Genomic DNA, 12,347 nt, shown 5'->3' with positions numbered 1-12,347 from the left:
TCCCATGGCCCGCAACGCGATCCGCACCGACGCCAAGCCGAGGCGTCGGTGCGGATGCGGTGTTCAGCGGGATCAGGGGTGCGCTGAACACTGGGATCGCGATGCGCGCCCGGGATTGGAGCGGGGCGCATCGCGAGGTTCAGTGGGTGGCGGTCAGGTCGTAGAGAGTGGTGCCGTCCACCTCTGTGGCGCTGAAGTTCTCCTGCACCCATTGCGCGATCTGAGCGCTGGTGGACGTGCTGGAGGAACCCGGTCCGCCGCGGTTGCCGCCGATGAAGTAGTGGATCTTTCCTTCGGCGACATACTGCTTGAACTGCTCCAGCGTCGGCGACGGGTCGCTGCCGTTGAAGCCGCCGATCGGCATCACGGGCAGTTCGGTGGCCAACTGGAATCCGGCGGCGCTGTTCGAGCCGACCGACGCGGCCACCCACGTGTAGTCGCCGCCGTTCTGCTCGAGCAGCGACACCACTTGCGCGCTGGGCTTGCTGGCCCCGAGGATGCCACCGAATCCGCCGCCACCCGGGCCCGGGCCGCCGACTCCCGTTGTGCTGCCGGGCATGCCCGGAGTCCCGGTGCTGCCCGGCGTCTGCCCAGCACCCTGCGGCCCGCCGGGCATCGTGCCCTGTGCTCCCGCGCCGGGCGGGAGTTCACCCGGCGTCGAACCTGCGCCACCCGGCATCCGCCCACCGGGCGGCACGGACCCGGGCGAGCGTCCACCCGGCGCCTGTCCGGCACCGTCGGGCATCCGGCCGGCACGGCCGTTTGTTCCCTGCCCGTCGCCCTGCGGTCGCCCACCCATACCGTTCATCCCCTCGCCCCACGGCGGCCGGTCCCCGCGCATCGCGACATTCGGTCCAGCTGAGGGGATCGCACCAGCATGCGTGGTGGCGATAGCGTCGACGGCGTAGGCAACCGGCCCGGCCAGTCCGGTGAACGCGACCGCCAGTGCCGAAACAACGGCTAGTTTTCGCGGCGTGGGGAAGACGACCGAGATTGTCGCGAGCACGCCGACGACCAATACGGTCCAGCGCAGCCACGGCTGCCATTCAGCGCTGCGGGACAACAGCATCCATGCGGTCGCCGTGGTGAGACCCACCGCGAGCGCCATGCCGAGTCGCACCCACAGCCGGCGCCGTTCGCGCCACAGCAGCACCGCGCCCGCGCCGACGAGTGCGGCGATCGCCGGAGCAAGGGCCACCGTGTAGTACTGGTGGAAGATGCCCGCCATGAAGCTGAACACCAGCCCGGTCACCAGCAGCCAGCCGCCCCACAGGATGAGCGAGGCGCGCTGCCGATCGGTCCGGACAGCTTTGCCGCGCAGCAGAATTCCGACGACGATCGCGACGAGCGCCGCCGGGATCAGCCAGGCGATCTGACTGCCTTGCGCGGGCTCGAACATGCGAGTGATGCCAGTGCTACCCCACATCCCGTTCCCGCCTGCCGGAAGGTCGCCGCCGGGTCCGACGCTGCCGCGCTCATTGCCGTTGAGGCGACCGAGCCCGTTGTAACCAAGCGTCAGCTCCAGGATGGAATTCTCATGCGAGCCACCGATCCACGGCCGCGATGACGCGGGCCACAGTTCCACGGCCGACAACCACCAGCCGGCGGCGGCCACCATCGCGGCGCCCGCCGCGAACAGCTGCACAATCCGCTTGCCGAGCTTCGGGGGACCCGCGATCAGATAGGTCAGCGCCAGCGCCGGAACCACCAGCAGCACCTGCAATTGCTTCGTGAGGAAGCCGAATCCGATCAGCGCTCCCGTCGACACCAGCCAGCGCCAGCGGCCGTCCTCCACCGCTCGCGTCATTGCCCAGGCCGCGGCAACCATCAGGAATACCAACAGCGCATCGGGGTTGTTGAACCGGAACATCAGCGCCGCGACAGGAGTCACCGCGAGCGCCAACCCGGCGAGCAACCCGGCGGCGGGTCCGAACGGCCTGCGCACCGCCGCCCACACCAGCGCTACGCTGCCTACGCCGAGCAGCACCTCCGGCACCAGGATGCTCCAGCTGTTGAGCCCGAACGCGCGCACCGACAGTTCCATCAGCCACAGTGAGGCGGGTGGTTTGTCTACCGTGATCGAGTTCGCCGCGTCCGACGATCCGAAGAAGAACGCCTTCCACGACACCGAACCCGCCTGCACGGCAGCGGAATAGAACGAGTTGGCCCATCCGTTGGCGCTCAGATTGCACAGGTAGGCGACCGCGGTGCCGATCAGCAGCGTCGCCAGCGCCGGGTATTCCCACCGGACATTGCGTTTCGGGTCCGGTTGCGGCCGGGTCGCTACCGGCGGCGGAGCGAGCGTCGCCGTCATCAACGGTCTCCTTCGGTATCGAGTGCGATGCGAACGGGCTTCTGCGTGGTCCGAACCGGAGCCGGCTCGGCGAAGGCAAGGGGGGTATGTTCGGCGCCCAGATCGGCAGCGATCGCGCGATCCGCGCCAGCACTGTTGCGGAATACCCATCTGAGTCCGACGAATCGCAACAGCGTGGCCAGCAGATTGGCCAGTATCAGTACGAAAAGTTGCACATGCACCGAAGCTGCCGGCGCCCAGTGGTGCAGCGTGAACAGCGACCCGCTGGTCAGCGCCAACCCGATCCCGAAGATCACCAGCCCTTGGAACTGGTGCGAGACCGCGCCGGTCGAGCCGCGCACGCCGAAGGTGAACGCCCGATTGGCTGCGGTATTCGCCACTGCCGTGAGCAGCAGCGCCACGAAGTTCGCCATTTGTGCGCCGGTAAACGATTGCAGCACAACGTAAAGCAGCAAATAGGCCAGCGTGCTCAGCACGCCAACGATCGCGAAGCGCACCAGCTGTCCGACCATGCCCAGTGGCACACCCGGAACCAGCGGTTCCCGGCCCACCGCCCTGCGCAGTTCCTCCAGCGGCAGTGCCCCGGTGGCCAGCGCCCGTCCGAGCCGCCCGATCCCCAGTAGGTCCTTGCGCGCGGTGTCGACGATGTCCACCCGGCTGTCCGGGTCGTCGATCCAGTCCACCGGCACCTCGTGGATGCGCAGCCCGGCCCGTTCGGCGAGCACGAGCAGTTCGGTGTCGAAGAACCACTCCCCGTCGCGCACCAGCGGCAACAGCCGCCGCGCGACGGCGGTGCGCATCGCTTTGAATCCGCACTGTGCGTCCGAGAAGTGCGCTTGCAGTGAAGCTTTCAGCAGCAGGTTGTAGCAGCGGGAGATGATCTCGCGCTTCGGCCCGCGCACTACCCGCGACGAGGAGCTGAGCCGGGTGCCGATGGCCAGGTCGGAATGTCCGGTGATCAGCGGGGCGACCAGGGGAAGCAGCGCGTTCAGGTCGGTGGACAGGTCGACGTCCATGTAGGCGACCACCTGTGCGTCGGAGCGTTCCCACACCGCACGCAGCGCCCGGCCTCGGCCCTTGGCGTCCAGGTGCACGACACGGACATCGTCCAACTCTTCGGCGAGCAGCTGGGCGACCTGGAGCGTGTCGTCGGTGCTCGCGTTGTCGGCTACCGTGATCCGCGCTGGGAATGGGAACCCATCGCGCAGATAGGCGTGCAGCCTGCGCACGCACACGCCGAGGTCGGCCTCCTCGTTGTAGACGGGTATCACCACGTCCAGCACGGGCGCACCCGTGGTCTCGGTTCGTTCCGCCGCCGCGACGGTCACAGTCTCGGTCATGGGAACTACCCTCGGCTCCCACACTCCCACAGAGCTGGGCTCCAGCTGTGAGGTTCCTGGGGGTGGGGCACCCGACACGATCGCACCCCTGGCAGGCCGACGTAGCGTACGGTCGTTGGCACCGGGACCATTCAGGTCTCCGAGCAAAGGACCACGATTGTCCGACAAATCTCCGCGCAGCTCGATGTCCAAGAAGTCTGGGAAGTCCCTCAAGGAAAAGCGAGCGGAGAAGGCGGAGAAGAAGGCCAAGTCCGCGGGCGAAATCGCCACTGATCCCAAGAAGCGCTGACCACGCGGCTGAGTGAGGGACGACTCGCTCAGCGGTGGGTGTTCGCCGGTCGGTCGAGATCGCCGGGCTCATGCCCGGCGCTCCGGCGATCGAGCCTGGCGATGTCCGCGAAACGCACCGCCGAGGTGCTGGACGACGGGTCGGCGGAGGTCGCGAGTGTCGAACTCGCCATCTATTCGATCTTCGGGCCGGTTGCCTCGGCCACCGACTGGTGGCTCGGCGCTAACCGGCTCGAGACGCCGGCCATGCCGATCGAGAAGTTCGTCGCCTATCTTGCCGAGATCATCTCCGCACTCGTGGCGGCGAATTCCCGGCTCGACGGCATCGCCATCGCGATGCCGATCTTCCGCTGCACCTCGTCTTTTCCCGAGAGTGACCGTGGCGCCGCCCGGGCGGGCGCCGAGGTCGGGTTGCCGCAACCACACCGAACGCCGTTGTTCTGATCGCCTTCGCCGTTGAAGCCAACTGTGTTTGCGATGCCCTCAGTATCGCAGCGCCCACCGACAAATAATGGTGCAGCGCCTTCTGCGAACGCGGAAGAAGGCGTCTCGCCGAGTGGTTGCTGCGTGAGCTCTGGTGCGGTGTCGTGCGGGAACTCGGACGACAAGTCTCGCTGACCGGTTGCCGAATCAGCTCTGGTGCAACCGCCATAGCGGCGACACCGGGCCGTGACCCGCGCCGAGATCGTAGGACGCGGCGAGGCAACGGTGGGTCCATTCCTTGGCGAACTCCACCGCTTCGGGAACCGGATAGCCGTGGGCGAGCGCGCAGGCGATCGCGGCGGCCAGTGTGTCGCCGCCGCCGTGGTCGTTACCGGTCACGATCCGTGGGGCGGTGAACTCCAGGAACTGCTCGCCGTCGAACAACAGGTCGGTGCTGTACTCCGAGGAGCGCAGGTGCCCGCCCTTGACGATCGCCCACTTCGGCCCGAGCTTGTGCAGCGCCTCGGCCGCGCGCCGCGCCGAATCCTCGTCGTCGACGTCGATGCCGGTGATCAGTCTGACCTCGTCCAGGTTCGGCGTCACCACTGTCGCGAGCGGTATCAGCGTGTGGCGGACCGCGTAGAGCGCTTCCTCGTGCAGCAGCGGATCGCCGTGCATCGACGCCGCGACCGGATCGACGACCAGCGGAATCCGGCCGTCACGGCCGATGCCGACCTCCTGGCAGACCGCCGCGACCGCCTCGATGATCACGGTGGAGGCCAGCATGCCGGTCTTGGCGGCGCCTACGCCGATATCGCCCGCGACAGCACGGACCTGATCGGCCACGACCTGCGGAGGGATTTCATGAAAGCCGCTGACACCCACCGAGTTCTGCACGGTCACCGCCGCCACTGCCACCAGTGCATGGACGCCACACAATGCCATGGTGCGGGTGTCTGCCTGGATTCCGGCGCCTCCGCCGGAATCGGTACCGGCAATGGTGAGCGCCCGGACGGGGGTTTGCCCCTCGGCGGGCAGTGGCAGCAGTTTCACGAGACAAACCCTACGGCGGTCCGGCCGTGACGCCCCGGGCAACTGGGACCCCGGCACCGATAGGAAATGAAAATCGTTATCATTAAACCCATGAGATCCGACCTGCTTCCCGTCACCGTGCTCTCCGGTTTTCTCGGTGCCGGCAAAACGACGCTGCTCAACCACATCCTTGCCAACCGAGAGGGCCGTCGGGTTGCGGTCATCGTCAACGACATGAGCGAGGTCAATATCGACGCCGCGCTGGTCGCGGGGCAGGGCTACCTCGATCGCACCCAAGAAAAGCTGGTCGAGCTGACCAACGGCTGCATCTGCTGCACGCTGCGCGAGGATCTGATCGAGGCCGTCGCCAGGCTCGCCAGGGAGGGCCGGTTCGACCAGTTGGTGATCGAGTCGACCGGCATTTCCGAGCCGATGCCGGTGGCCGCGACTTTCGACTGGGAGTTCGAGGACGGTTTCTCGCTCGGTGACATCGCGCGCCTGGACACCATGGTGACCGTGGTCGACGCCTCGACGTTCCTTGCCGAGGTGGCGCGCGGACAGGCGCTGGCCGAGCGGAATCTGCAAGCGGGCGAAGGAGATGCGCGCACCATCGCCGACCTGCTCGTGGACCAGGTGGAGTTCGCCGACGTGCTGCTGGTCAACAAAACCGACCTGGTGAGCGAGGCGGCCGCGGGCGCAGTGGAGGCCACGGTGCGCGCACTCAATCCGCGCGCCCACGTGCTGCACACCAGCAACGGCGTCGTTGATCTGGCCGAGGTGCTCGACACCGGTCGCTACAACCCGGTGGCAGCCGCCGAGGCAGAGGGGTGGGCGGAGGAGCTGGCGGGCGGGCACACGCCGGAGACCGAGGAGTACGGCATCCGCAGTCTCACTTACACCGCCGACCAGCCGTTCCATCCGCTGCGCCTGTCCGAATCGTTGGAGCAGCTGCGAGGTTTATTGCGCAGCAAGGGATTCTGCTGGATCGCGAGCCGGTCGTCGCTGGCCGCGGTCTGGTCGCAGGCCGGGCCGAACCTGGTCTTCGAACCCGCCGCATGGTGGTCGTCGCTGGAGGTGCGGCCGGGGCAGGAGATCGTCTTCATCGGGATAAGGCTGGACCACGACAAGGTGCGTGCGCTGCTCGACGACGCCCTGCTCACCGACGCCGAGTTCGCCGGGGGACCGGCCGAATGGGCTGCGTATCCCGACCCCTTCCCGGCCTGGGGTGAGTTGCACGAGCACGCGCTGTAACGACCGCGACCCGCGCTCCCGGATTCCGGGGCGTGGGTCGCGTGGGGAGTGGCGGAGAGGCCATGGTGCGCCGTCCTCAGTGCGAGATGCCTGGCGCCTGACGGACGTAGGTCGCGTCGGTCAACTGCTCGACCATGAAGTCCGCGATGTCGGCCCGCGCGATCTTCAGAGCGAGGCCCTGCTCCCCGGCGGGGAAGCCGCGGCGGTAGCTGCCGGTGTGCGGTCCGGCGGTGAAGGCGCTCGGCCGCACGATCGTCCAGTCCAGGTCGCTGGCACGGACGTACTCCTCCTGCTCGACATGGTCGGCGTAGGCCTGGCGCAGCAGCAGCCCGAACATCACATACTTCCACAGGAAGTTCAGGTTGCCCCTGCTGTCACCGATGCCGAGCGTGGTCTGACAGATCAGCCGCTTCACCCCGGTCCGGTCCATCGCCTCGATGACCGCCTTCGTGCCCTCGGCCCGGACCACGCCCTTGCGGCCGTTGCCGAGTGAGATCAGCACCGCGTCCTGACCTCGCACCGCGCGTTCCACCGAACTCGTGTCCAGCACATCGCCTTCCACGACATGCAGCCACTCATGCCGCTGCCCGACGCTCGCCGCGCTCCGGGTGAACGCGGTCACCTCATGCCCCTCCCGCAAAGCATGCTCGACGACCAGACGGCCGACGGTGCTGGTGGCTCCGAAGACTGCGATTCTCATGTCGTGTCTCTCCTTGGCTGAAAGCTGCTGAGCTGTTGGTGAATCCAGTACAACAGCGGGAAGTGAGACGAACCATGGTCGTGAGTCTCGATGACATAAGAGAGTGTCTCGACACCTACGTACGGCCCGCCCCCGGACGCCGGGAGGCGGGCCGTGCGAGGAGGGGAAATGCTCAGTCGAGACCCGCGAAGAACTGCCGGATGTCGCCGACGAGCAACTCGGGGGCCTCGTGTGCGGCGTAGTGGCCCGCTGCGTCGTTGGCGCTGCCCTCGACAAGCCCTGGGTCGTAGGAGTTCCAGCTGACGATGTTCTCGTGGTCGCGCTCGGCGAACCGGCGGATCGACCGGAAGTCGCCCTTGAACATGGCCAATCCGATCGGCACCGTGGTCGGGCCCTGCGGCTGCTCGGTGGCGTGGGCATCCTCGTAGTAGAAGCGGATGGATGAGGCGGCGGTGCCGGTCAACCAGTAGATCGCGACGTTGCCGATCACGAACTCCTCGTCCAGGCTCTCGCCCATCAGCTGCGCGTTCCAGCCGAGCAGCCCCACCGGCGAATCGGCGAGCGCGTACGCCAGCGTCTGCGGCTGCTGGCTGTGCAGGATGTTGAACGCCATCTTGTTGTCGTGAAACCACTGCAGATGCTGTAGCGCCGCCATGTCCTCCTGCGACATCCCCTCGAACTCGGCCGGGTCGCCGGACGGGAACGAGAACAGCTGCGTCACGTGCACCCCGATCATCCGGTCGGCCGCGATCTCGGCCATCTCGGGCGCGACCATCGAGCCCGCGTCGTTGCCGATCGCGCCGTAGCGCTGGTAACCGAGCCGATCCATCAGCTCCACCCAGGCCTTCGCGGTGCGGTAGCGGTTCCAGCCGGTGCTTCGGGTGGGGCCGGAGAACCCGAAGCCGGGCAGCGAGGGGATGACCAGGTGGAAGGCGGGCGCGTCGGCCGACTCCGGCGTGGTCAGCGGCGCGATGACGTCCAGGAATTCCAGGACGGTGCCCGGCCAGCCGTGGGTGAGGATCACCGGGACGGCATCCGGTCGGGCGGACTCGATGTGCAGGAAGTGGATGTCTTCGCCGTCGATCTCGGTGACGAACTGCGGGTAGGCGTTGAGCCTCGCTTCGAGCGCCCGCCAGTCGAACCGCTCCAGCCAGTACTCGGCGAGGGCCCGCACACGATCTCCAGGAACGCCATAGGAATCGCCGACACCAGGCAGCTCGCTCGGCCACAGGGCGCGGCGGAGGCGGTCGGTCAGGTCGTCGAGCTGGGCCTGCGGGACGTCGATTCGGAACGGCTTGATGGCGATGTGCAAGGGGGTGGTCGCGCTCATGTCGAACTCCTTTTGAAACGGAATGCTTCGTTCTGTTTAAAATCTATCAGAACGGATCATTCCGTTTCAAGTGCTACTCTGGACTTCATGCCGAAGACATCCGACGCCCCAGGTCAGAAGGCCTTGCCCGGCCGCAAAGCGCAGGCGGCCCGCAACGACGGGTTGATCTTGGAGGCCGCCCGCGCGGTGTTCCTTGCCGATGCCAATGCCCCCATCGCCGCCGTCGCGGAACGCGCGGGCGTCGGGATCAGCGCGCTGTATCGCCGCTATCCGAGCAAGGAAGTGCTGCTGCGCACCCTCTGCTACGAGGGCCTGCGCCGCTATAACGCGGAAGCCGATGCGGCGCTGGAGGATTCGGACGGCTGGCGCGGACTCGTCGGCTTCCTGGAACGTGTGGTCGACGCGGACGTGCACTCGCTGACCGTCCACCTCGCAGGCACGTTCACCCCCGACGAATCGATCCTGCCCGACGTCATGCACTCGGGCGAGGCGACCGAGGAGATCGTGCGCCGCGCGCATGCCACCGGCAAGCTGCGCGGGGACGTGAACCCGCAGGACCTCGGGTTGATTCTGGAGTCGTGCGCGGCCATCGTGCTCCCGGGCCGGGAGCGTACCGCGCAGCTGCGCCGTCGGGTGCTGGCCATGCTGGTGGCGGGCTTGTCCGCGGACGGTGATCTACCGGGCCCTCCGCCGGAGGCGGGCGAGTTCGCCTGGCGCTGGGAACGGCGGCAGTGAACACCCCGCGGCGCGTCGATTGCTCGTCGCGTGACCTGGTCTGGACTGGTGCGAATACCGCTGTTCGCCGCGAAAGGACTCGCTGTGAACGAGATGGCAGGCGGCTATCGGGTACCGAGAAACAGGGTCTGAGTGCTGCGGCCCAGGGGACCCTTTTCGTCGTAGAGGGCGGCTTCGGCCAGACCTATGCCGTGCGGTTGGGGATAGGTGACGGCGTCGAGGCAGACCCATTCGCCCGCGGGCTGGCGATGCATGGTAACCGTCAGGTCCGTGTTGATGAACAGGTAGCGGGACCAGTCGAGGACCGCGCTGACGCCGTTGCCGGAGTCGGCTGCGGCGAGGGTGCGCTCGAGCGGGCTCGGGGTGGTGCCCGCCACGATGGGGTATTTGAGCCGGATCCAGCAGATCGCCGGGCCCGGTTCGGTGAAAGAGCCGGTGACGAAGCGGTAGTCGATGGCGGTGTGGAAGCCCACCGGCTGGGTGGACGGGAATCGCGCGGGCGCCGCAGCCTGCTCGGGTCCGGGACGGGTGCCGGCCGGCAGGAAGCGTTCGGGGAGTGTCAGTTCCGGCTCGGCCAGCTTGAACCGCCAGGCATTCGCCCGCAGCACCGGCCCGCGATCCGTGGACAGCGTCGCCTCGATCATCTCGACGCTGCGACCGGGACGCGAGACACGGGCCTGCGCCGTGAGCGGTTCCAGCGGCACGGGGCCGAGGATCTCGACGGCGACCCGCCCGACCTGGAACCCGAGACGCGGCTCGCACCGCTCGATCACGTGACCGAGCAGCGCAGAGGGTGGCCCCGCGTGCTGGGCGTCCGGCGACCAGGGACCGCGGGTGAGCTCGGTCGAGACGAATCGCCACGGATTCGCCGGATCGGGCAGGTAGAAGGCGTCGCTCACATCGTTGTCCGTCCTCCGCACCGGCTGCGGTGCCGGGTCGGCGAGTTGTTCGGGCTGCGTTACGACGGTATCTCCGTGCCGGTTCGAGGTCGCGGTCAGACCCGGCCGAACGCGAGGGCGACGTTGTGACCGCCGAATCCGAACGAGTTGTTCAGCGCGAAGTCGATGCGCTGGGCGCGCGGGCCGCCGGCGACGATGTCCAGATCGATCGTCGGATCGCGGTTGTCGAGATTCAATGTGGGCGGGACGGTCTGGTCGCGCAGGGTCAGCATGGTGATCAACGATTCGAGGGCGCCGACCGCCCCGATCGAATGTCCCAGCGCGGATTTCGGCATAGACCGAGGCGTCTGGGACGACTGCCGCGATCGCGTTCGCCTCCGAGGCATCGCCGATGGATGTGGACGTGGCGTGCGCGTTCACATGTTGGATATCCGAAACCTGGAGTCCGGCAGTGTGCATAGCTTTGCGCATGGCGCGGGCGGCGCCGACGCCCTCCGGCTCGGAGGCGACGATGTGGTAGGCGTCGGAGGTGATGCCCGCGCCGAGCACCCGGCCGTGGACGGTGGCGCCGCGGGCTCGCGCGTGCCGCTCCGATTCGAGCACCAGGAGAGCGCCCGCCTCGCCGAACACGAACCCGTCGCGGTCCCGGTCGAACGGGCGGGAGGCGTGCTCCGGCTCGTCGTTGCGGGTGCTCAGCGCGCGCATCATCGCGAAGCTCGCGATGGGTACGGCATGGATGTGCCCTTCGACACCACCCGCCACCACGACGTCCGCCTCCCCGGTGGTGATCAGCCGCCAAGCATGCGCGATGGCCTCCGAACCGGACGAGCAGGCCGAGACGGGCGCGAAAACCCCGGCCTTGGCACCGATTTCGAGTCCGACCGTCGCGGCTGGCCCATTCGGCATCACCATTGGCACCGACATCGGCGAGACCTTGCGGCACCCACCGTCGCGCATCGCGTCGACCGCGCTGATCAGCGCGTCGCCACCGCCGAGCCCGGTGCCGATGGCGACAGCCAGCCGCTCGCCGTCCACCTCGGGAGCGCCCGCCGCGCGCCAGACCCGGCGTCCGAGCACCAGCGCCATCTGCTCGACATACGAGTGTCGGCGCTGTTCGACCCGGGTCAACTGATCGCCGGGCTGTGACCTCAGCTTGCCGCCTATTCGGACCGGCAGGTCGTACTCGGCCACGAATTCCTCGTCGAGCACGCCGATACCGCTATGGCCCGCCAGCAATTCGGACCAGGTCGCGTCCATGTCGTCGGCGAGCGACGTGGTAGCCGCGTAACCGGTGACAACGACCGAGTCCCGAGTTTCTGAAGCGATTGTTACAGTCACGATGTCATGAATACCTGTACCAGTCGCTACAGTCAACTCATGGCCCGTCCCCTCGACCACGCCAAGCGCGCCGAACTACTCGCCGCCGTCGTGCGCTACATCGCCGACCACGGCCTCGCGGACCTGTCCCTGCGCCCGCTCGCCGCCGAACTCGGCACCAGCTCCCGCATGCTGATCTACTACTTCGCGACCAAGGAAGAGCTGCTGGTTCAGGCGCTGGCGACGCAACGGCCCGACATCGCCGCCCTGTTCGCCGACGTCGAGGACGCCTCCGCGCTGCGCGACCGGCTCTGGGATTTCTGGACCGCCAACACCTTGGGCGAGGGCAGCACGAGCGTCAAGGTGATGCTCCAGGTGCTCGGCGCGGCGTGTGCTCCGCATAGTCCGTATATTCGCTACGCCACTTCTGCCATCGCCGCCTTCGTGTCGGCGCTCACCGAAGGTCTGCGCCGCCTCGATTCCATCGACGACCCGGAAGTTGTTGCCACTCTGCTGATTTCGGGGCTGCGCGGCATCCTCCAGGACCGACTGATCACCGGTGAGGTCGAGCGCACCGACCGCGCGGCCCGCCGCCTGATCGAGCAGGCGGTGCGTTAGCCGATCGGGCAACGGGGTAGTGGCCCGGCTTTCGCGCGATGGCTCGATGCGTATCGCAAACTGGTCCGGGACGACTTCGGTTCAGTCGGTCGACCCGCGC

The 12,347-nt window shown here is 67.7% G+C and carries 11 protein-coding genes and 1 pseudogene; 5 read left to right on the top strand and 7 right to left on the bottom strand.

Annotation, left to right across the window (positions count from 1 at the left end; translation table 11 throughout):
• Nucleotides 1-139: 139 nt before the first annotated feature.
• Nucleotides 140-2,314, bottom strand: a complete 2,175-nt coding sequence (locus AB4Z47_RS06610; protein WP_441948698.1) for a glycosyltransferase family 39 protein — start codon at nt 2,312-2,314, stop codon at nt 140-142.
• Complete coding sequence (locus AB4Z47_RS06605) at nt 2,314-3,654, bottom strand: glycosyltransferase (RefSeq protein WP_441948696.1); 1,341 nt, start codon at nt 3,652-3,654, stop codon at nt 2,314-2,316. Before AB4Z47_RS06605 ends, AB4Z47_RS06610 begins: the two co-directional genes overlap by 1 nt.
• 157 nt (nt 3,655-3,811) lie before the next feature.
• Between AB4Z47_RS06605 and AB4Z47_RS06600 the strand changes: the two genes are divergently transcribed.
• Both AB4Z47_RS06600 and AB4Z47_RS06595 read left to right on the top strand, forming a co-directional pair.
• Nucleotides 3,812-3,943, top strand: a complete 132-nt coding sequence (locus tag AB4Z47_RS06600) for a hypothetical protein (protein ID WP_441948695.1) — start codon at nt 3,812-3,814, stop codon at nt 3,941-3,943.
• Nucleotides 3,944-4,044: 101 nt separating this feature from the next.
• Entirely contained in the window at nt 4,045-4,386 is a 342-nt protein-coding gene (locus AB4Z47_RS06595) for a hypothetical protein (RefSeq protein WP_441948693.1), read from the top strand.
• A 186-nt stretch (nt 4,387-4,572) separates the two neighbouring features.
• Here the strand turns inward: AB4Z47_RS06595 and thiD are convergent, their stop codons facing one another.
• Nucleotides 4,573-5,418, bottom strand: a complete 846-nt coding sequence (thiD, locus tag AB4Z47_RS06590) for a bifunctional hydroxymethylpyrimidine kinase/phosphomethylpyrimidine kinase (protein WP_441948691.1) — start codon at nt 5,416-5,418, stop codon at nt 4,573-4,575.
• Nucleotides 5,419-5,508: 90 nt separating this feature from the next.
• Between thiD and AB4Z47_RS06585 the strand changes: the two genes are divergently transcribed.
• Entirely contained in the window at nt 5,509-6,648 is a 1,140-nt protein-coding gene (locus AB4Z47_RS06585; RefSeq protein ID WP_441948689.1) for a GTP-binding protein, read from the top strand.
• A 76-nt stretch (nt 6,649-6,724) separates the two neighbouring features.
• On the opposite strand, the gene AB4Z47_RS06580 is transcribed toward AB4Z47_RS06585, so the two are convergent.
• A complete protein-coding gene (locus AB4Z47_RS06580) occupies nt 6,725-7,348 on the bottom strand; it encodes an NAD(P)-dependent oxidoreductase (RefSeq protein WP_441948687.1) in 624 nt (207 codons plus the stop codon).
• 172 nt (nt 7,349-7,520) lie between these two features.
• On the bottom strand, nt 7,521-8,678 hold the full coding sequence (locus AB4Z47_RS06575; protein WP_441948685.1) for an epoxide hydrolase family protein: 1,158 nt from the start codon (nt 8,676-8,678) through the stop codon (nt 7,521-7,523).
• A gap of 87 nt (nt 8,679-8,765) precedes the next feature.
• On the opposite strand from AB4Z47_RS06575, the gene AB4Z47_RS06570 reads away from it, so the two are divergent.
• A complete protein-coding gene (locus tag AB4Z47_RS06570) occupies nt 8,766-9,413 on the top strand; it encodes a TetR/AcrR family transcriptional regulator (RefSeq protein WP_441948684.1) in 648 nt (215 codons plus the stop codon).
• Between the two features lie 104 nt (nt 9,414-9,517).
• Here AB4Z47_RS06570 and AB4Z47_RS06565 read toward each other — a convergent pair whose 3' ends face one another.
• Nucleotides 9,518-10,411 carry a thioesterase family protein gene (locus AB4Z47_RS06565; protein ID WP_441948830.1) on the bottom strand — a complete coding sequence of 298 codons (894 nt, stop codon included), beginning with the start codon at nt 10,409-10,411 and terminating at the stop codon, nt 9,518-9,520.
• Nucleotides 10,408-11,569, bottom strand: a pseudogene (locus AB4Z47_RS06560) (KasA/KasB family beta-ketoacyl-ACP synthase). The gene AB4Z47_RS06565 and the pseudogene AB4Z47_RS06560 overlap by 4 nt, the downstream one beginning before the upstream one ends.
• Before the next feature lie 120 nt (nt 11,570-11,689).
• Between AB4Z47_RS06560 and AB4Z47_RS06555 the strand changes: the two are divergent.
• The gene (locus AB4Z47_RS06555) at nt 11,690-12,247 is read left to right on the top strand and encodes a TetR/AcrR family transcriptional regulator (protein ID WP_441948682.1); all 558 of its coding nucleotides are present in this window, start codon (nt 11,690-11,692) and stop codon (nt 12,245-12,247) included.
• The last annotated feature ends 100 nt before the right edge of the window (nt 12,248-12,347 follow it).

This window comes from Nocardia sp. 2TAF39, assembly GCF_052114905.1.
In the GTDB taxonomy this organism is placed as follows: domain Bacteria; phylum Actinomycetota; class Actinomycetes; order Mycobacteriales; family Mycobacteriaceae; genus Nocardia.
The sequence above is the reverse complement of the archived record's forward strand: the minus strand, read 5'-3'. Positions and strand labels throughout refer to the sequence as shown.